Source organism: Faunimonas pinastri (assembly GCF_900110915.1).
Lineage (GTDB): Bacteria > Pseudomonadota > Alphaproteobacteria > Rhizobiales > Afifellaceae > Faunimonas > Faunimonas pinastri.
This window is the reverse complement of sequence record NZ_FOFG01000001.1, coordinates 282,862-302,297: the sequence shown is the minus strand read 5'-3', so window position 1 is coordinate 302,297 and position 19,436 is coordinate 282,862. Positions and strand designations below refer to the sequence as shown.

The window sequence follows — 19,436 nt, the reverse complement described above, 5'->3', positions numbered from 1 at the left end:
CTCCTCCCGGCCGTCCTCCCCGTCTTCGTCGCAGATGCGTCACACTGTCGTGTGATGGACTGGCGCGCGGGGAGGCCGAACCACACCTCTCCCGATGACGAGAATTCTTCCAGCCCGGCGGAACCTCCGTCGGGCTTGACCCTTCTTGGTCGGCTAAAGATACTGCCGCCGAGCAGTGTGGCTAACGAGTAAGATTCGGCACGCAGAGAGTTGGAGAGTCGCGTGAGTTATCCGATCCTGGACGAAGAGATCCGCAGCGCCGTCAGCGCCGTCATCCGTGACGATTCGGTTCTGGATGTCGCCGGGACGACGAAACGCATCATGGCCATGCTGAACGACACGGCCGTCTCGCCGGTCCTGATCTCGCAGATGCTGATCGAAGCGGGCGTCAGCGCGCGGGTAGCCATGCAATTCCCCGAACGCATGAGCGCGCCTTCCCCCCGTTCCGCCCAAGGCGCCGGCCAGAACGCTGGCGAGCGCGCCGAGACGATGAAGGCGGCCCGGGCAGCCTGAGCTTCGGCTCGGCCGCTTGTTGCGGAGACGGATGATGCCCGACCTTCCCGTCTGCAGCCGCCTCCGCTTCCCGGCCGGCCCCGCCTGATGATCCCGGTCACCCACCGCATCGCCCTGCACGAGGACGAGATTCAGGAAAGCTTTATCCAGTCCTCGGGCCCCGGCGGCCAGAACGTCAACAAGGTCGCGACGGCGGTGCAGATCCGCTTCGACGCGAGGAACTCGCCGTCGCTGCCCGAGGACGTCCGCGAACGGCTGATGGCGATGGCCGGCCAGAGGCTCACGAAGGACGGTGTGATCGTCATCACCGCCCGCTCGTTCCGCTCGCAGGACCGCAACCGGGAGGATGCCGTCGTGCGCCTGGTGGAACTGATCCGCCGCGCGGCCGTCCGCCCGGTGGTGCGCCGGCCGACCCGCCCGACGCGCGCCTCCGTAAAACGGCGGCTGGAGCAGAAAAACCGCCGCTCCGAAACCAAGAAGATGCGCAACACGTCATTCGACTAGGCCGTCGCGCCCGGCTTGAAGGTCATCGCCACCCCGTTCATGCAGAAGCGCTTGCCCGTGGGCGCGGGGCCGTCGTCGAAGACATGGCCGAGATGACCGCCGCAGCGGCTGCAATGCACCTCGGTCCGCGCCATCATCAGGCGGTGGTCCTGCCCGGTCCCGACAGCGCCCGGCAAGGCGCGGGTGAAGCTCGGCCAGCCCGTACCGGAATCGAACTTCGCATCGGACGAGAAAGCCGCCTGGTTGCAGCCGGCGCAGGCGAAGACGCCCTTGCGATGCTCGTCGTTGAGGGGGCTGGAATAGGCCCTCTCCGTTCCCTCGCGGCGGAGCACGTGATAGGCGGCGGGGCTCAGGAGCTTCTTCCACTCCGCGTCGCTGTGACTGACGGAATAGGCCGCAGCCGCGGCGGTGCCGACCCATCCGGCCCTCAGCCCCAGCGGGACGGCAAGGCCAAGGCCGGCGCTGCGGAAAAGAAATTCGCGCTTGTTCAGCATGGGAGACTCCGGTCTCAAAACGTATTTCCTCTTGAGATATACGGATCCACGGGGCCGAAAGTTCGTGAGGGTCTGCGCCGGGCGAAAACCAGCACAGGCGCGCTCAAGAACACGCGATCCGGCTGTTACTCTCGCCGATGTGACCGTTAAGGAGCCCTTAGCTCTTTAATTTCGCGAACTCTGCTTTATCTAGAACGACATGGGGCCGCTTCGCCGCCCGCTGGACCGCCTGATTCCCGCCTTGAACGCCTGGGTTCTCCCGAGCATCGGCTGCGCGTTCATCGGAATGGCCGGCCCGATCCGGGCCGGTCCATGACATCTCAGCATCGCATCATCGCCATCATCGTCGCCTGCGCCCTCTTCATGCAGAGCATCGATTCCACCGTGCTGGGAACGGCTCTCGCCACCATCGCCGACGCCTATCACGTCAGCCCCGTCCGGCTGCACATGGCGATGACGGCCTATCTTCTCAGCCTCGCGGTCTTCATGCCGCTCTCCGGCTGGGTGGCCGATCGCTTCGGCACGCGCACCGTGTTCCGGCTGGCGATCCTCATCTTCACGCTGGCGTCCGTCGCCTGCGCGTTCGCGCCCAACCTTTCCGCTCTCGTGGCCGCGCGCATCGTGCAGGGCATCGGCGGCGCGATGATGGTGCCGGTGGCGCGGCTGGCGCTGCTTCGCGCGGTTCCGAAATCCGAGCTCGTGAACGCCATGAACTGGGTTTCCATCCCGGCGCTGGTCGGCCCACTTCTCGGCCCGCCGCTGGGCGGCCTGATCGTCACCTATGCCAGCTGGCCGTGGGTCTTCTGGATCAACGTGCCCATCGGCATCATCGGCATCGTGCTCGCCTCCATCTTCCTGGAGGATGTTCGCGAGCCGAACGTGCCCCGGATCGATCTCCGCGGGTTCGCTCTCATCAGCATCGGGATCGCCGGCGTCACCTTCGTTCTGGAGACGCTGGGCGACGATATCCTGTCGCGCCCGGTGGAGGCGCTGTTCGTGGTCGCGGGCTGCGCGGCCATAGCGCTCTACGTCCAGCATGCCCGCAGGGTGGCGGCGCCGATCATCAATCTGAACCTCCTGCGGATCCCGACCTTTTCCGCCGGCATCGTCGGGGGTTCGTTGTTTCGCGTCGGTATCGGCGGCGTGCCCTTCCTCCTGCCCTTGATGCTGCAGGCGGGCTTCGGCCGCTCGGCGCTGGCCTCGGGCCTCACCACCTTCGCGGCGGCGGCCGGCGCGATCACCATGAAGTTCGCGGCCCAGCCGACCCTCCGCTTCTTCGGCTTCCGGCGCACGCTGATCTGGAATGCGCTTCTGGCGGCCTTCTTCATCGCCCTTTGCGCCACCTTCTCGCCGGCGACCAGCGTGCCCGTGATGTTCGCGATCCTGCTGGTGGGCGGCTTTTTCCGCTCGCTGGAATTCACCGCGATCAACTCCATCACCTATGCCGACGTCGACAACCGCCGCATGAGCGCGGCGACGAGCTTCGCCTCCATGGCGCAGCAGCTTTCGCAGTCGATCGGCATCGGCCTCGCGGCCCTGATGCTGGATGTCGTGAGCGGAGCCGGCATTGCCCCGGCCACCTCGCCGGAAGCCTTCGGCATCGCCTTTATCGGCATTTCCGTCCTGGTGGCGGCGTCCTCGATCCACTTCGCCCGGCTCTCCCCCGAAGCCGGCAACGAGGTCGCGCACCGGTCGGGGCCATCCGCCGCCTCCCCCGAAGCCTCCAAGGCGGGCGCCTAGACCTCAGGCCTTTTCCGGCCGCCGAGCATTGCGATCCCGGCCGGCAACTGCCATACCGCCCGCAAAATCGGGAAGACAAGAACAAGCGTGCTCTCCCCGGGCGCGAGGAGGATGTCTTGAAGCCCCTTCTGAGTTTCAGCGCGGCGGTCGACGCGATCTGCGCGTTCGTCGGCAAGGCCGTGTCGTGGCTGATCCTGGCGACCGTGCTGGTCAGCGCCGGCAATGCGATCGTGCGCAAGGCCTTCGACTACAGCTCCAACGGCTGGCTGGAGCTGCAATGGTATCTCTTCGGCGCCGTATTCCTGCTGGCCGCCGCCTACACGCTCCAGCGCAACGAGCATATCCGCATCGATATCCTGTCGAGCCGGCTGTCCAAGCGGACGCGCGACTGGATCGACCTCGTCTGCTTCGTCGTGATGCTGCTGCCCTTCACCGCCCTCATCGTCTACGAGGCGGTGCCCAACGTCCTGACCTCGTTCCGGCAGCAGGAAATGTCGATGAACGCGGGCGGGCTCATCATCTGGCCGGCCAAGGCGCTGATCCTCGCCGCCTTCGTCCTGCTGTTCCTCCAGTGCCTGTCGGAAATCATCAAGCGCATCGGCGTGCTCAACGACGCCATCGCCGATCCCACGCCAGAAATGCATACGCACCCGGCCAACGAAGACATGATCCTGGAGGACAAGCCCGGTGCCTGAGTTCATGATCGCCAATCTCGCGCCGATCATGTTCGGCGCGCTCATCGTCTTTCTGCTGATCGGCTTTCCCGTCGCTTTCTCGCTGGCCTTCACCGGCCTGCTCTTCGGCGTGGTCGGCATCGAGGCTGGCCTCTTCGCGCCCAACCTCTTCCAGGCGCTGCCGGACCGCATCTTCGGCGTGATGAGCAGCGACACCATGCTCGCCATCCCGTTCTTCACCTTCATGGGCCTGATCCTCGAGCGATCCGGCATGGCGGAAGACCTGCTGGACACGGTGGGCCAGCTCTTCGGGCCGATCCGGGGCGGGCTTGCCTATGCCGTGATCTTCGTCGGCGCGCTGCTGGCGGCGACCACCGGCGTGGTCCCGGCCTCCGTCATCGCCATGGGCCTGATCTCGCTGCCCATCATGCTGCGCTACGGCTACGACCGGCGCATGGCCTCCGGCGTCATCGCGGCGTCCGGCACGCTGGCGCAGATCATCCCGCCGTCGCTGGTGCTGATCGTCATGGCCGACCAGCTCGGGCGCTCCGTTGGCGACATGTATTCCGGCGCGCTGGTGCCGAGCATCATCCTGACGCTGCTCTATGTCGGCTATGTCTTCATCCGGTCGATGCTGTCGCCCGACTTCGCCCCGGCGCTACCGAAGGAGGCGCGCACGCTCGGTTCCGGCGTAACGTCGCTTCTGGTAACGCTGCTGATCGGCGCGGCCGCCGGATATGGCGCGCTCCGGTGGATGGAAGCCGGGGGCGTCGGCAATGCCGGTATCTGGGCGATCAGCCTCGGCGCCCTCGTCGCCTACGTCATCGCGCTCGCCAGCCGGGCGTCGAAGCTGAAGCTGCTGTCGCGGCTGGCCGAACAGGTCATCATCGTGCTGATCCCGCCGCTGGCGCTGATCTTCCTGGTACTCGGCACGATCTTCCTCGGCATCGCGACGCCGACGGAGGGCGGGGCGATGGGCGCGGTCGGCGCGCTGCTCCTGGCCGCGGCCAAGGGGCGGCTCGGCTTCACCCGCACATGGCAGGCCGTGGAGCAGACGGCGAAGCTCTCCTCCTTCGTGATGTTCATCCTGATCGGCTCTCGTGTCTTCTCGCTCAGTTTCTACGGGCTGAACGGCCATATCTGGGTCGAGAACCTGCTGACGAGCCTGCCGGGCGGCCAGGTCGGCTTCCTCATCGTCGTCAACGTCATCGTCTTCTTCCTCGCCTTCTTCCTCGATTATTTCGAGGTGGCGTTCATCCTGATCCCGCTGATCGGACCGGCGGCGGACAAGCTCGGCATCGACCTGATCTGGTTCGGCGTACTGCTCGGCATCAATCTGCAGACGAGCTTCATGCACCCGCCCTTCGGGTTCTCGCTCTTCTATCTGCGCTCCGTCGCGCCCAAGGAGGCGTATCGCGACAAGATCACCGGCCGGATGACCGCGCCGGTCACCACCGGCCAGATCTATCGCGGCGCGCTGCCTTTCGTGGGCATCCAGATCCTGATGATCGCCCTCACCATCGCGTTTCCCGGCATGGTGCTGCGCTACAAGGGCCAGCCAGCGCCGCAGCCCGCGCCAGCGAGCCAGAGCGCGCCCGCCGGCTACGGCCAGCCCACGAGCGGCGGGGTAGACCTGAGCGCCCCGCCTTCCTTCGGCGGACCGGCCGCGCCCGCGTCCGGCGGAGCACCCGACCTCTCGCAGCCGCCGAGCTTCGGCGCACCCGCGTCACCGCCGGGCGATGCGGCTCCGGCAGCGACGCCCGATTTGTCGCAACCGCCGAGTTTCGGGGCTCCGGCCACGCCAGCCCAACCCGCCCCGGCGACCCAGCCTGCCCCGGCGGCAAAGACTGCCGCTCCGGCCGGCACGGATCTGTCGCAGCCGCCCAGCTTCGGAGCGCCGACAATTCCGGCACCGCAGCCGGGCGCACCGGACCTTTCGCAGCCGCCAAGTTTCGGGGGCCCTACGCCGCCCCCGGCTCCAGCAGCGAAAACCGCACCCGCACCGGAAACGGCCACTCCGGACCTGTCGCAGCCGCCAAGCTTCGGCGGCCCGGCGCAGTAGCGATCGTCCAAAGAAAAACCCGGCCTCGCGGCCGGGTTTTTCCATTTCAGGCGAAATCCCTGGTGGGGGGTCAGAGCTTGCCTTCGCGCTGCTGCACCATGAGGAACGTGTCGGCCGGATATTCCGAGACCTGGAACCAAAGGAAGGCATCCCGGCGATACGCCATCATGGAATCGTACATCTTCTTGAAGTCCGCGTTCTTGGCATTCAGCTCATCGTAGCTTTGCTGGGCCGCGTCGAAGCAGGCAGAGAGCACCTGCTGGCTGAACGGGCGAAGCTTGGCGCCGGCCTGCGCCAGCCGCTTCATCGCCGGCGGGTTCACCATGTCGTACCGGGCCTGCATGTCGGAAGTCGCGGCCTTGGTCGCGATCTGCAGCGCCTGCTTGTAGCTGTCCGGCAGGGCGTCGTACTTGGCCTTGTTGATGAAGGCATGGAGATAGGCGCCGCCCTCCCAGAAGCCGGGATAGTAGTAATAAGGCGCGACCTTGTAGAAGCCGATCTTCTCGTCGTCATAGGGGCCGACCCATTCCGCCGCGTCGATCGTGCCCTTTTCCAGCGAGGGGTAGATATCGCCGCCGGCGATCTGCTGCGGGATCACGCCGAGCTTCTGCAGCACCGCGCCGCCAAAGCCGGCGATGCGCATCTTCAGGCCCTTCAGGTCCTCCGGCGTGTTGATTTCCTTGCGGAACCAGCCGCCCATCTGCGCCCCGGTGTTGCCGGCGGGAAAGCCGACGACGCCGAATTTGGCGTAGAACTCGTTCATCAGCTCGATGCCGCCGCCATAATACATCCACGCGTTCTGCATGCGGGAGTTCAGGCCGAAGGGAACCGCCGTTCCAAATGCGAAGGCCGGATCCTTGCCCCAGTAATAATAGCTGCAGGTATGCGCCATCTCGATGGTGTTGTTGGCGACCGCGTCCAGCGCCTGCAGCGCGGGGACGATCTCGCCCGGCGCGAAAAGCTGGATCTGGAACTTGTTGTCGGTCGCTTCGGCAACGTATTTCGCGACGAGCTCACCATTGCCGTAGAGAACATCCATCGACTTGGGGAATGACGACGTCATCCGCCACTTCAGCTCCGGCGTCGCCTGTGCAATCGCGGGCATGGCAAGCGTCGATGCGCCGGCAATTCCCAGTCCGGCGGCTTTGAGGACGTCACGGCGTTTCATCATCCATCTCCCTGGCAGGTTCGCCGCCGTCTTCCGCGGCGGACGGCAAGTCATGATGCGGCGGACAAGTGCCGCCGGAAAGAACATCGACCGGATTGCGGGACGCAGGAACGCCTGTCAATGGACAAGGATCATCCTGTTTCCTGTGCTGTGGCCTGCCCATCGGCCTCCCTGGGCCTGTCCCTCGCTCCTCCCCGGCCCTGCCTGCGGCGAGAAGCCCTAGGGGCGTGGCGCATGTCCAACATAATGCCCACTTTCCGTGGTTGAGCATGCCGGTGTAACGGCTGAGGTCAACCGGCGTCTTCGAGTGTTCGGACTGTGCAGTTTCCGACAACCGGAAACCCACACCCTCACGCCCTTCGTTGTCCGGTCGTCGACCTGTGTAAGAATGGTCATGAACAAAGCAAGCGTGCCGGCTTCCGCTGGGGAGGCCGTTCGGGGTGGAGCACAGATGGCGGCGGGCACGCAGGAGCAGGCGCAGCATGCGCAGGAACTGCTCGATCCCACGCCCGGGAAATCCGGGGGGCGCTGGAAACCCTATGTCGGCGCGCTGGTCAGCGTTGCCCTCGTCTGCCTGGCGATATGGGTGCTGCACCGCTTCACGCAGGACGTCACGGTCGGCGAGATCCGCGATTCGCTCGACGACACCCCGCCCGGCCGCATCCTGATCGCGCTGATCGCGACCGCAGTCAGCTTCGCCGCTCTCGCCGGCTTCGACATCGTGGCGACGCGCACCTCCGCGCCGGGCCGGGTTTCGTGGTGGGTCGCCGCCGCGGCTGGCTCCGCCGGCTTCGCGGTGTCGAACGCCCTGGGCTTCGGCGTGCTGACCGCCGGCTCTCTGCGCTACCGCATCTATTCCAGCGAGGGTCTCGATGCCGCCGACGTCGTCCGCGTGATGGCGACCTCGTGGATGACGTTCTGGCTGGGCTTCGTCTCCATCTTCGGCCTGACGCTCACCTTCGCGCCCGGCACGCTCACCGACATCCAGTGGATGACCGGCGGTGCGGATCGCGCCGTGGGCATCGTCGTCCTGGCCGCGCTGGTCGCCTTCGTCGTCTGGCTCGGCCGCACGCCCCGCACGGTGCGCCTTGGCGGCTGGTCGCTCCGCCTGCCCGACGCCAAGATGGCGATCGCACAGATCCTGCTGGGCTCGATCGATCTCGCCGCCTCCGCCATCGTGCTTTACGCGCTGCTGCCGTCGGGCTCTGTGGGCAGCGTCCCCTATTTCCTGCTGGTCTATGTCGGCGCCGTCATCCTCGGCCTGATCAGCCATGCGCCGGGCGGCGTCGGCGCCTTCGAGGCGACGCTGGTGGCCGGCCTCGGCGTCGGCGGCCGGGCCGACGTCATCGCCGCGCTGATCGTCTACCGCATCATCTATTACGTGCTGCCGCTGGGGGTGACGGCCGTGGGCCTCGTCCTCTCCGAAGGGCTGCGGCGCAAGGAGCGCATCCAGAGTGCAGCCGGCACCGCACAGGCGATCCTGCGGCCGATCGTGCCGATCGCCGCCGCGGCCCTCGTGTTCCTCGCCGGCGTGGTGCTGCTGATCTCCGGCGTGCTCCCGGCCGTCCAGGGCCGCCTCGGTGTGCTTCGCCATTTCGTGCCGCTGGCAGCGGCGGAAACGTCGCATCTGCTGGCCAGCGTCATCGGCGTCTGCCTGCTGATCGTCGGGCGCGGACTGGTGCGCCGATTGCAGTTCGCCTGGGTGGCGGCGCTGGTGCTGCTGGCGGCGAGCGCCTTCCTGTCGCTCGCCAAGGGGCTGGACTGGGAGGAAGCCGCCATCATGGCGGCCATCGCCGTGGCGCTCATCTCCTTCCGTTCAGCTTTCTACCGGCGCGGTTTCAGCGCCGACATGCACCTCTCGCTGCCCTGGCTGGTGATGGTGATCGCGACGGTGGCGGCCGCGACCTGGCTCGGCTTCTTCACCTACCGCCACGTGGAATATTCCAGCGACCTCTGGTGGAACTTCGCCTGGCACACCCACGAGCACGGCAACGCCTCCCGCTTCCTGCGCGCCACCGTGGCGGTCGGCATCCTGATCCTCTGGATCGGCATCGACACGCTGGTGAACCGCCGCTTCGCCTTGCCGTTCGAGCCCGATCCCATCGACGACCGCATCCGCAACGTCGTCGCCGCCTCGCCCAACACCAATTCCTATCTCGCGCTTCTCGGCGACAAGAAGATGCTGATGACGGCCGACGAGAGTGCCTTCCTGATGTATGGCCGCTCGGGCAAGAGCTGGGTCAGCATGGGCGATCCCGTCGGGCCGGACGACACGGCCGTGGACCTGATCTGGCGCTTCCGCGAGCTTGCCGACCGCAATGCGGGCCGCGTCGTCTTCTACAGCGTCGGCCCCGGGCATATCCCGACCTATCTCGACATGGGGCTCGGCCTCCTCAAGATCGGCGAAGTGGCGCGGGTGAACCTCACCACGTTCTCGCTCGCGGGCGGCAAGCGGGCGGATTTCCGCTATGCCAACAAGCGGGCGGAGCGCGAGGGCATCACCTTCGAGGTCATGCCGAAGGCCGACGTGCCCGCTCACATGACAGAGTTTCGCGGCGTTTCCGATGCCTGGCTGGAAAGCAAATCGGGCAGCGAGAAAGGCTTCTCGCTGGGCTTCTTCTCCGAATCCTACGTTTCCGAGACCGATGCCGTGGTGCTTCGGCAAAACGGCGAAATCATCGCCTTCGCCAATCTCTGGCGCGGCGCGGAGAAGGAAGAGCTCTCCATCGACATGATGCGCTACCTGCCCGGGCGCTCGTCGGTGCTGATGGACGCACTCTTCGCCCAGCTCCTGCTCTGGGGGAAGGCCGAGGGCTATCGCTGGTTCAATCTGGGCGCCGCACCTCTAGCAGGCCTTTCCAATCATCCGCTCGCCTCCACATGGAACAGGGTGGGCACGCTGCTTTACCGGCGCGGCGAAGACTTCTATCGCTTCGAGGGGCTGAAAGCCTTCAAGCAGAAGTTCGATCCGGTCTGGACACCGCAATATATCGCCTGCCCGGGGGGCCTTGTTATCCCCCAGGTTCTGATGGACGTAACAGCCCTGGTTTCCAGGGGACGATTTGGAATGCTGCGCAAATGAGCAAGTTCGGGACCCTTTTTGCCGCCGCCGCCTTCGCCGTCGCAGGATGGGCGGGCGCCTGCCTGCCCGTTGCCCCGGCGCATGCGGCCGATACCGCAACCGATCAGTCCGACGTGGAGCCGGCCAGCACTGTCGATGTGCCGGCGGTCGGCCCGGATGCAGCCCATCCCAAGGCGCTGGCGGTGATCTATTCCGGCGATGGCGGCTGGGCCGACCTCGACAAGACCATCGGCGACTGGATGTCCCACCAGGGCATCCATGTGGTCGGCGTCGACGCGATGGAGACCTTCTGGACGTCGCGCGAGCCGCCGACCGTGGCCGACGACCTCAAGAGCATCGTCGCCACCGCCGATCCCACGGGCAAGCTGCCGATCATGATCATCGGCTATTCCTATGGCGCGGACGTCTTCCCCTTCGCCTGGAACCTCGTCGATCCCGCGATCAAGGACCGGGTCAAGCTCATCGCCCTGCTGGCGCCGGAGCACAAGGTCGGCTTCCATGTCAGCATCGAGGGCTGGATCGGCATCGAGGATGGCGACCACGACGTGCTGCCGGCCGTGCAGACGCTGCCGCTGGACCGCGTGCTCTGCGTCTATGGCGAGGAAGACAGCGACGACACGATCTGCACGGAGCCTTCCGTCACCTCCAAGATGGAGGTGATCAAGACCACCGGCGGGCATCATTTCGACGAGAACTACGAGGCTCTGGGCGCTCACATCCTGGATGCGTTCCAGCGTCGGGAAAACACGCCGACCACGCCCGCGCCCGCGCAGAACCCGCCCGCGGTGAACGCCGCGCCGGCACCCGGCCCGACTTCGGCCGACAGCCAGGCAGAGGCCGGCTCGTCGGCCGCTCCGAAGCCCTGACGCCCGGGAGGCGCGATGAAGGGCGCCTCCCGGCGCCCTTTGAAGGCTCAGGTGCCGGCTCAGGCGCCCTTCTTCGTATCGCCGACGCGATCCATGAAGGCGGCGAAACCGGTGAGCTGCTGGGTGATGAAGTCGCGCGTCTGCTGGTCGTGCAGCCGCCCTTCCGCGTCGATCTTGTTCTGCGCGAAGGTGATGAAGACCTCCGGCTTATTGAAGACCAGCACGTCGAGGAAGACCAGGATCTGGCGCAGGTGATATTGGGCCCGCGCGCCGCCGAGCATGCTCATTGCAGCCGACTGCAGGGCGACCGGCTTGCCGAAGAACGGCGTGTCCGGCAGGCGAGAAATCCAGTCGAGGCCGTTCTTGAGATAGCCGGGGACGGAATAATTATATTCCGGCGTGACGATCACCACGCCGTCTGCGGCCCGGATCGCATCGCCCATGGCGCGCACCGGCGCGGGGAAGCCTTCCGCCTGAAGGTCGGAATCGTAGAGCGGGAAGTCGCCGAAGGACGGCCCGATCACGATCTCGACATTGGCCGGCGCGAGTTCCGGCAGGGCATTGATCACGCAACGATTGTAGGATCCCTTGCGCAGGCTGCCGCCGATCGCCAGAACCCGGAACGTCTTGCCTTCTGACATGCTGTTCTTTCTCCTTCAGTTTCTTGCGCGGATCAGGGCGCACCGGCGCGCTGTCGATGCCCCTTCCAGTGCCGCCGTCCGATGGCGGGCCGCCGTCGGAGCCGGGCGCGATCATAACGCCCTTGGGGCTCTGGCCGTCCTTCTTCTTTTCAGTTTCCCGGCGGCACAAGCCTTTGCGGATCCCGCACCCGCCGCATCGCCGTCGACAGTAGAAGCGGCCAGACCGGCCACGCCTCCAGCTTCGGCCCCAGCTCCGGCCAACGCGCCCTCCCCCTCGCAATCGTCGGCCGATGCTTCAGATGCGTCCCCGCTCGCCGTCGGCAAGGCCAAGCCGGTGGTGAATGCCGAGACGACCACCATCTGCAACCTGATCGAGGCGGCGGCGAAGCAGGAGCGGCTACCGTCTTCCTTCCTGACGCGCCTGATCTGGAAGGAAAGCAGCTTCAAGACCGGCGCCGTCAGCCCGGCGGGCGCGCAGGGCATCGCCCAGTTCATGCCCGGCACGGCCGATGAGCGCGGCCTCGACGATCCCTTCGATCCGGTCAAGGCGATTCCCGCCTCGGCGCATTTCCTGCGCGAGCTCGCCGACCAGTTCGGCAATCTCGGCCTTGCGGCCGCCGCCTATAATGGCGGCCCGCGCCGTGTGGCCGACTGGGTCTCCGGCAAGGGCGAGCTTGCGTGGGAAACCCGCGACTATGTCATGGCGATCACCGGCCATCCCGTCGAGGAATGGTCCAAGAGCCGGGCCGACGCGGAGCCCGCCGATCCCGCCGGGCCGTCGGACTGCAAGGCGCTGGCCGTCATTCTCCGTCAGCCCGACCGCAACGTGACCACGGGTATCCGCACGGCGTATGGTCCCTGGGGCGTGCAGGTCGTCGGCAATTTCTCGCAGGCCCGCGCCATTTCGCTCTATCGCCGGCTGCAGGGGCGTTATGCCAGCGTCCTGGGAGGACGGGATCCCATGATCGTGCGCACCCGCAACCGGGGTCGGCGCGCTTTCTGGAATATCCGCGTGCCGACGCAGAGCCGGACGAACGCCAACGAGCTCTGCGACCGCATCCATTCCGTCGGCGGCTTCTGTGCGGTGCTCCACAACTGAGGCGCCGCGCCGGACGCTCACACCTTGAGCATCGGCAAGCCGGTCTCCTTGTCGCGAACGCGCCGGAGATGGGCGGGCGCGTCCTCGATCAGCACTTCCAGGGTTGGGTGGACCCGGCCTTCCAGCACATGCCCGCCGAACGCGCTGCCGTCCCTTTTGGCGACGACCATATGCGGGTGGATGGAGACCTCCTCGTCGGTCGTCGCGATGTTGTCGACGAAGCTCGCCACCTCGACCTGCTCGTCGATCGGGATGCGGTGATAGTCCTTCGTCTCGAAATCGTAGAAGCCGAGAACAACGGATGAGAATGCGCCGAGCCCCGTAAAGCGGCCGGCAAGGATCCTGTTGTCCCTGGCGAAGGCCTTGATGCTTTGCAGGACCTCATCGCCGCTGTCGAGGACCAGCACGAAGGCGCGGTCCCCGCTTGTCGCAAGCTGCTTCGACTTCAAGGCCACTCTCCTCGTGTCCGGTCCCATATCGATCCGGGAACCTGCGATGCGTCCATGCGGTTCCGATCAGAGCTCGCAAGGTCTTGGGCAGGAGGTGGGTCGATGGCGAAGGTTGTGGTGATTACGGGAGCTTCGGCCGGCGTGGGGCGGGCGGTGGCGGCGCGCTTTGCCCGCGACGGCGCCTCGATCGGGCTGATAGCGCGCGGCCCGGAGCGGCTCGAAGCGGCGGCCGAAGAGGTCCGCCACATCGGCGGGCAGGCGCTCGCGCTGCCGCTGGACGTCGCCGACCACGATCAGGTAGAGGCCGCCGCCACGCGGGTGGAGGAGGAATTCGGCCCCATCGACATATGGATCAACGGCGCGATGGCGACGCTGCTGGGCCCCCTGCACGAGATGTCGCCGGAGGAATTCCGTCGCATCACCGAGGTGACTTACCTGGGCAACGTGCACGGCACCATGGCGGCGCTGAAGCGGATGCGGGTGCGCGACCGGGGCACCATCGTGCAGATCGGCTCGGCACTGGCCTACCGCTCCATTCCGCTGCAATCGGCCTACTGCGGGGCCAAGCACGCCATCGTCGGCTACACCGATTCCCTGCGCTCCGAGCTCATCCACGATGGTTCGCGCGTCCGGCTGACGGTGGTGCACCTGCCGGCGGTGAACACGCCGCAATTCGAATGGGCGCGCAACAAGATGCCCTTCCGCCAGCAGCCGGTGCCGCCGATCTACCAGCCGGAAGTGGCGGCCAGCGGCATCCATTACGCGGCGCTGCATCCCGGCCGTCGCGAATACTGGATCGGCTCGTCCTCCTATCAGGCGATCCTTGGACAGAAGGTGGCGCCCGGCCTGCTCGACCGCATGATGGCGAAGAAGGGCTATTCGGGCCAGATGACCAGCGAGCCGGAAACGCCGAGGGGCGACAATCTCTTTGCGCCCGTGCCCGGCGATTTCGGTGCGCGCGGCCGGTTCGGCAACAGGGCCCGCTCTTTTTCGCCGGCTCTGTTCCTGTCCGAGCATCCACGCTCCACGCTCGGCAGCGTCACGGTCGCGGGCGCGGGATTTCTGGGCTGGCTGATCGGCCGGCTGCTGCTGTCGCGCAAGAAGCCCGCCCCGCCGCCGAAGCTGACGGCGCGTGAAATCCGGCAGCAGCTGCGCCGGGCCCGCCGCCTCTAGCTAGACCCGGAGCGGTTCTGCGCCTTCCCTGCGCCGGGCGCGACCGGGCCATGCGGTAAGGTGCCTTTCGGGCAACCGTGGGCATCCCGTATGTTCGCGCGACGCGACGCGGGACCGCACCATGCTCCAGGCCATCACCGTTCTGTTTCTTTGCCAGCTGGCGGGCGAAGCGCTGGTCCGCTTCCTCCGCCTGCCCTTCCCCGGCCCGGTGCTGGGCATGCTGCTGCTGGCGGCGATCCTGACGGTACGCGGCCGGGCGGGGCCGGAGCTTGAGACGACGACAAGCGTCATCCTGCGCAACCTGGTCCTGCTCTACATTCCGGTTTCCGTCGGCATCATCCGGCAGGGCGCCAATCTCAGCCGCTACGGGCTGGCGCTGGGCACGGCCATCCTGGTTTCCACCGTACTGACGCTGGCGGTGACCGCGCTCGTGTTCCAGTTCGTCGCCCGCCGCCGCAATCCGATTCCCGACCCGCAAATCTCCGACCCGCAAATCTCCGACCGGGGCGCGGCGCGAAGCCGGGGCCCGAACCGGGAGGCGACGCCATGAGCGCCGGGCTGAGCAGCACCTGGGTTTACCTTTCCACGTCACCGCTGCTGTGGCTGACCGTGACCCTGCTCGCCTATGCGGCCGCGGACTGGATCTCGATCAAGGCGCACCGCAATCCGCTGGCCAGCCCGGTCGTCATCGCCGTGGCGCTGGTGATCCTGCTGCTGGAGGCGACCGGGACGGACTACGAGACCTATTTCAAGGGCGCGCAGTTCGTGAACTTCCTGCTGGGTCCGGCGACGGTCGCGCTCGGCGTGCCGCTCTGGCGCAATCTCCGCACCGTGCGCTCCGTGCTCGTGCCGCTCGGCTGCGCCCTCGTGGCCGGCGGCATCACCGCCATGGTCAGCGCGGTCGGCATTGCCTGGCTCTTCGGCTCGCCGCCGGAAATCCTCGCAACCGTGGCGCCGAAATCCGTGACCACGCCGATCGCCATGGCGATCGCCGAGACGCTGGGCGGCATACCCAGTCTTGCCGCTATCCTGGTGCTGGTAACCGGCATCTTCGGCAGCATCATCGTGACGCCGCTGATGAACCTGCTGCGCGTGAGCGATCCGGCGGCCCGGGGGTTCGCGGCGGGGCTGGCGGCGCACGGCTTCGGCACCGCGCGCGCTTTCCAGGTGAACGAGATCGCCGGCACGTTCGCCGGCATCGGCATGGGCCTGAACGGGGCCTTCACCGCGATCGTCTTGTCGCTGCTGAGCGCCTTCTTCGGTTGAAGCGAGGCGACCGGACGAAGCTCAGGCCGAGAGGCCGGGCTGCCCCCTCAGGGATAGAGCCAGAGCGTCTCCCAGCGGCTCGCCTCGCTGGTCCAGCTGCGACGGAAGACAAGCCGGTCGTGCAGACGGAACTCGCCGTCCCGCCAGAATTCCAGCACTTCGGGCTTCAGCCGGTAGCCGGACCAGTGCGCCGGGCGGGGAATGTCCTCGCCGGGGAACCTCTCGGCAAAACTTTCGACAGCCTCCACCAGCTCGCCGCGCGCGCCGAGAGGCTCGGACTGGCGGCTCGCCCATGCGCCGAGACGGCTCTGGCGCGGTCGGCTGGCGAAATAGCTATCGGCTTCCCCGTCGGGCACACGCTCCACCATGCCGCGCACGCGCACCTGCCGGCGCAGCGACTTCCAGTGGAAGCAGAGGCTGGCCTTGGGCGTCGTCGCCAGCTCGCGCGCCTTGGCGCTGCCGAGATTGGTGTAGAAGACGAACCCGCCGTCGTCGAACCCCTTCAGCAGCACCATGCGGACGTCAGGCATGCCGCTCTCGTCGACCGTCGCCAGCGCCATCGCGTTCGGATCGTTCGGTTCGCTCCCCTCCGCCTCCTTCAACCAGTCGGCAAAAAGCAGAAACGGATTGGTCGCGTTCAGCGACTCATACATTCTTAACTCTCCTACGGCACCTTACTCGGTGTCGATCGTGAGTGTTGCGTGTGCAGATCGTGGCTGATCAGTATAAAGAACATTCCAGAGCTCTCCAGTGGCGTAACGCCACTTTTGCGGCACTGATGGGGGCAAGCGTCTCGCTCGGGGGCTGCGCATCGATTTCGATGAAGCTCTCCAGCGACGATACCAAGCCCGATCCGATCGTCACCGGCTCGATCGCCACCCCCGTCGAAGTCGGCTCGCCGCTGCCGCAGACCCTCGCTTACTCCGACGCCAAGAAGATCGGCACCGCGGGAAGCGCCATCCTGTTCGAAAGCGGGGCCGCTGCCGACGTGACCGCCAAGAAGGACTGGATCAACGCGGAAACCGGTTCGTCCGGCACCATGGCCCCGGAGGCCCATAAGACCGCCGCGACGGAGCCCGGCTGCAAGCCCTTCGAGACCACCGTCACCAGCTTCGGCGGCGTCCATCATTATTCCGGCACGATCTGCAAGAGCGCCATGGGCACCGGCGCCGTGGTACGGATCGACCCGGCCTGATCGGTCCTTCGGGGGCCTGATCTTTCCCGGCAGACGCCGGGCCCGACCGGGCCTGCCGCACGAAGCCGCCGGCGCGCGGAAACGCTGGACGCAGGACCTCGCACTCACCATATTGACATCAACTCCTGCAATCCCTTGGAAGAGGTGACATGCGCGATCCCTATGACGTGCTCGGCGTCGGCCGGTCGGCCGCCGACTCCGATATCAAGAAAGCCTATCGCAAGCTCGCGAAGGCCAACCATCCCGACCAGAATCCCGGCGACAGCGGCGCCCAGGCGCGTTTTTCCGAGATCAACAACGCCTATGAAATCCTTGGCGACAAGGACAAGCGCGGCCAGTTCGACCGTGGCGAGATCGATGCGGAAGGCAAGCCGCGCTTTCAGGGCTTCGCCGGTGGCCAGGGCTACAACCAGTCCGGCTACGGCCAGTCCGGCTTTGCCCCCGAGGACTTCGCCGACATCTTCGCAGGCATGGGAGGCGGGCGCTCCGGCGCGAGCGGCTTCCGGTTCTCCTCCGGCGGCGGACGCAACCAGCAGGGCCAGGAAGCCGACGACGACATCCTGTCCTCCCTGTTCGGCGGCTTCGGCGGCGGCCGGGCGCGCTCCTCCTCCGGCTTCAGCGGTGGCGCGGGCCAGCAATCGGCGGGTGCGAGCGCCGGCCGCGGCGTCGATGCCAAGGCCGAAGTCGCCGTCACGCTGGAAGAGGTCGCCGAGGGGCGCAAATCACGCGTCGACCTGCCGACCGGCAAGTCCGTCGCGCTGACGCTGCCCAAGGGCGTCGTCGACGGGCAGACGATCCGTCTGCAGGGCCAGGGCTATCCCTCCGCGACCGGTCGCGGAGGCGATGCGCTGGTGACGGTGAAGTTCGTGCCGCATCCGCTTTTCAGGGTGGAAGGCGCGGATCTTCATCTCGACCTGCCGCTCAGCCTGGACGAAGCGGTGCTCGGCGCCAAGATCCCCGTGCCCACCCTTTCGGGCAAGGTGCAGATCACGGTCCCTGCCCGTTCGGGCAACGGCAAGGTGCTGCGGCTGAAGGGCAAGGGTCTGCCGACCACGAGCGGCCAGGGCGACCTCCTCGTCGCGCTGAAGGTCGCCTTGCCGGAAGCCGCGGAACCCGAGCTCGACGCGCTGATGCGCAAGTGGCGCGAAGCGGGCCGCCCGAGCCCGCGCGGGGCAGCCTTCTCCTGAAGGCCGCCTGAGCCTCAGCGGGCGGGCCGGTCGGCGTCCGGCCGAGTGGATCCCGGCTGAGGGATTTCCGGCTGAGGGATCGGGGAGCGGCGGCGAACCCGCTGCTCCACATGCTGCAGGCCAATCACGACGATGCCGGCGAGCAGCCCCCAGAAGGCGGAACTCACGGTGAAGATCGTGATGCCGGACGCCGTGATCACAAAGGTCAGGATGGCCGGCAGCCGCTCGTTCTCGCGGCTCAGCGCGGTGGAAAACGCATTGGTCAGCGGCCCGAATAAAGCGAGGCCCGCGACCGCGGCCACCAGCGCCGGCGGCATCGCGCCGAAGAGCGACACCAGCGACGCCCCGAATGCGCCGAAGACCACATAGCCCAGCGCATAGAAGGGGCCGCTGAGCCACCGCTTTTGCGGGTCCGGATGCGACTCGTGCCCGGCGCAGATGGAGGCGGTGATCGCGGCGAGGTTGGTGGTGGAGGCCGCGAACGGGGCGGAAAGCAGCGACGCCACGCCGAGAATGCCGAGGATCGGCCGCGACGGCGGCACGTAGCCGTAGGTCCTCAGCACCGCGAACCCCGCGAGGTTCTGGGAAGCCATGCTGACCAGATAGAACGGCAGGCCGATGCCGATCAGCATCGGCAGGTCCAAGGACGGGCTGATCCATCCGACGGTGGAAAGCTGCGCGGTCGTCTCGATCGGGGCGATCAAGCCGAGCGCCCAGCTCAGCACCACGCCCAGCGCCAGCACCAGCACCACGGCCAGAGCCGGATTGAACAGGCGAAAGACGAAAAAGGCGGCGACCAGCGGATAGACCAGCGCCGGCGCGCCCACGGCGCTCTGGAAGATCTGGATGTTGAAGTGCAGCAGCACGCCCGCCAGCATGGCGGCGGCCAGCGTCGGCGGGATCTTGAGGACGAGGTTCGCGACCGGCCGGATCGCACCGGTGATCAGCACCAGCAGGCCCGTTACCAGGAACATGCCGACCGCCTGATGGATATCGACGCCGTGCGTCGCGGCGAGGAGGGCGCAGCCCGCACTCGACCACGCAGTCACGATCGGCTGACGGTAGCGGATGCTGAGGAACGCGGTCGTCGCGGCCAGCGACAGGCAGATCGCGGTAACGCCGGAGGAAACCTGCGCCTGGTCCGCCCCCATGGCCTGCAGCGCGGAGATCGCTAGCGCGATGGTTCCCCCGAACCCGATGAGGGCTCCGAGCAGTCCGGCAAGCACGACGGAAAATCGCATCGAATCAGTTTCCTCTCCGCTTCCTGCTTAGCCGCTTTCGGGCGGGGCGGTCATTCTCCGCCACCTGCCCCGCCGCCCTTGC

General features: G+C 66.9%; 19 protein-coding genes. 13 read left to right on the top strand and 6 right to left on the bottom strand.

Annotated elements, in window-relative coordinates; genetic code table 11:
- The first annotated feature begins 222 nt into the window (after positions 1-222).
- Entirely contained in the window at positions 223-513 is a 291-nt protein-coding gene (locus tag BMY25_RS01425; RefSeq protein WP_092494800.1) for a hypothetical protein, read from the top strand.
- Between the two features lie 87 nt (positions 514-600).
- Positions 601-1,017 (top strand): alternative ribosome rescue aminoacyl-tRNA hydrolase ArfB, encoded by a 417-nt coding sequence (gene arfB, locus BMY25_RS01420; protein ID WP_092494799.1) that lies wholly within the window; start codon positions 601-603, stop codon positions 1,015-1,017.
- On the opposite strand, the gene msrB is transcribed toward arfB, so the two are convergent.
- Positions 1,014-1,511 (bottom strand): peptide-methionine (R)-S-oxide reductase MsrB, encoded by a 498-nt coding sequence (msrB, locus tag BMY25_RS01415; RefSeq protein WP_092494798.1) that lies wholly within the window; start codon positions 1,509-1,511, stop codon positions 1,014-1,016. The two genes, arfB and msrB, sit on opposite strands and share 4 nt — an antisense overlap.
- A 312-nt stretch (positions 1,512-1,823) precedes the next feature.
- Between msrB and BMY25_RS01410 the strand changes: the two genes are divergently transcribed.
- From BMY25_RS01410 to BMY25_RS01400, 3 genes are all read left to right on the top strand, one after another.
- Positions 1,824-3,251, top strand: coding sequence for an MFS transporter (locus tag BMY25_RS01410; RefSeq protein WP_092494797.1), 1,428 nt, complete (start codon positions 1,824-1,826; stop codon positions 3,249-3,251).
- Positions 3,252-3,367: 116 nt separating this feature from the next.
- The gene (locus BMY25_RS01405; RefSeq protein ID WP_092494796.1) at positions 3,368-3,946 is read left to right on the top strand and encodes a TRAP transporter small permease subunit; all 579 of its coding nucleotides are present in this window, start codon (positions 3,368-3,370) and stop codon (positions 3,944-3,946) included.
- Positions 3,939-5,987 carry a TRAP transporter large permease gene (locus BMY25_RS01400; protein WP_177176649.1) on the top strand — a complete coding sequence of 683 codons (2,049 nt, stop codon included), beginning with the start codon at positions 3,939-3,941 and terminating at the stop codon, positions 5,985-5,987. The genes BMY25_RS01405 and BMY25_RS01400 overlap by 8 nt, the downstream gene beginning before the upstream one ends.
- Before the next feature lie 70 nt (positions 5,988-6,057).
- Here BMY25_RS01400 and BMY25_RS01395 read toward each other — a convergent pair whose 3' ends face one another.
- Complete coding sequence (locus tag BMY25_RS01395) at positions 6,058-7,155, bottom strand: TRAP transporter substrate-binding protein (protein WP_092495143.1); 1,098 nt, start codon at positions 7,153-7,155, stop codon at positions 6,058-6,060.
- A 394-nt stretch (positions 7,156-7,549) separates the two neighbouring features.
- Between BMY25_RS01395 and mprF the strand changes: the two genes are divergently transcribed.
- Both mprF and BMY25_RS01385 read left to right on the top strand, forming a co-directional pair.
- Positions 7,550-10,237: a bifunctional lysylphosphatidylglycerol flippase/synthetase MprF gene (gene mprF / locus BMY25_RS01390; protein ID WP_238858082.1), complete on the top strand. Its 2,688-nt coding sequence runs from the start codon at positions 7,550-7,552 to the stop codon at positions 10,235-10,237.
- Entirely contained in the window at positions 10,234-11,103 is an 870-nt protein-coding gene (locus BMY25_RS01385; RefSeq protein WP_092494793.1) for an AcvB/VirJ family lysyl-phosphatidylglycerol hydrolase, read from the top strand. The genes mprF and BMY25_RS01385 overlap by 4 nt, the downstream gene beginning before the upstream one ends.
- Before the next feature lie 59 nt (positions 11,104-11,162).
- Here BMY25_RS01385 and BMY25_RS01380 read toward each other — a convergent pair whose 3' ends face one another.
- Positions 11,163-11,744, bottom strand: a complete 582-nt coding sequence (locus BMY25_RS01380) for an NADPH-dependent FMN reductase (protein WP_092494792.1) — start codon at positions 11,742-11,744, stop codon at positions 11,163-11,165.
- A 334-nt stretch (positions 11,745-12,078) separates the two neighbouring features.
- Between BMY25_RS01380 and BMY25_RS01375 the strand changes: the two genes are divergently transcribed.
- The gene (locus BMY25_RS01375; RefSeq protein WP_238858081.1) at positions 12,079-12,843 is read left to right on the top strand and encodes a lytic transglycosylase domain-containing protein; all 765 of its coding nucleotides are present in this window, start codon (positions 12,079-12,081) and stop codon (positions 12,841-12,843) included.
- 17 nt (positions 12,844-12,860) lie between these two features.
- On the opposite strand, the gene BMY25_RS01370 is transcribed toward BMY25_RS01375, so the two are convergent.
- Entirely contained in the window at positions 12,861-13,292 is a 432-nt protein-coding gene (locus BMY25_RS01370) for a PPC domain-containing DNA-binding protein (RefSeq protein WP_092494790.1), read from the bottom strand.
- 102 nt (positions 13,293-13,394) lie between these two features.
- Between BMY25_RS01370 and BMY25_RS01365 the strand changes: the two genes are divergently transcribed.
- The 3 genes from BMY25_RS01365 to BMY25_RS01355 all read left to right on the top strand — a co-directional run bounded on the left by BMY25_RS01365 (position 13,395) and on the right by BMY25_RS01355 (position 15,731).
- Positions 13,395-14,465: an SDR family oxidoreductase gene (locus BMY25_RS01365; protein ID WP_092494789.1), complete on the top strand. Its 1,071-nt coding sequence runs from the start codon at positions 13,395-13,397 to the stop codon at positions 14,463-14,465.
- 121 nt (positions 14,466-14,586) lie between these two features.
- Positions 14,587-15,015, top strand: coding sequence for a CidA/LrgA family protein (locus tag BMY25_RS01360; RefSeq protein ID WP_092494788.1), 429 nt, complete (start codon positions 14,587-14,589; stop codon positions 15,013-15,015).
- The gene (locus BMY25_RS01355) at positions 15,012-15,731 is read left to right on the top strand and encodes an LrgB family protein (protein ID WP_092494787.1); all 720 of its coding nucleotides are present in this window, start codon (positions 15,012-15,014) and stop codon (positions 15,729-15,731) included. Before BMY25_RS01360 ends, BMY25_RS01355 begins: the two co-directional genes overlap by 4 nt.
- A gap of 47 nt (positions 15,732-15,778) precedes the next feature.
- Here BMY25_RS01355 and pdxH read toward each other — a convergent pair whose 3' ends face one another.
- Positions 15,779-16,384, bottom strand: a complete 606-nt coding sequence (gene pdxH, locus BMY25_RS01350) for a pyridoxamine 5'-phosphate oxidase (protein WP_092494786.1) — start codon at positions 16,382-16,384, stop codon at positions 15,779-15,781.
- A 167-nt stretch (positions 16,385-16,551) separates the two neighbouring features.
- Between pdxH and BMY25_RS01345 the strand changes: the two genes are divergently transcribed.
- Both BMY25_RS01345 and BMY25_RS01340 read left to right on the top strand, forming a co-directional pair.
- Entirely contained in the window at positions 16,552-16,926 is a 375-nt protein-coding gene (locus BMY25_RS01345; protein WP_177176648.1) for an RT0821/Lpp0805 family surface protein, read from the top strand.
- Between the two features lie 149 nt (positions 16,927-17,075).
- On the top strand, positions 17,076-18,113 hold the full coding sequence (locus BMY25_RS01340; RefSeq protein ID WP_092494784.1) for a DnaJ C-terminal domain-containing protein: 1,038 nt from the start codon (positions 17,076-17,078) through the stop codon (positions 18,111-18,113).
- A 14-nt stretch (positions 18,114-18,127) separates the two neighbouring features.
- Here the strand turns inward: BMY25_RS01340 and BMY25_RS01335 are convergent, their stop codons facing one another.
- Complete coding sequence (locus tag BMY25_RS01335; RefSeq protein WP_092494783.1) at positions 18,128-19,354, bottom strand: benzoate/H(+) symporter BenE family transporter; 1,227 nt, start codon at positions 19,352-19,354, stop codon at positions 18,128-18,130.
- Positions 19,355-19,436: the final 82 nt, after the last annotated feature.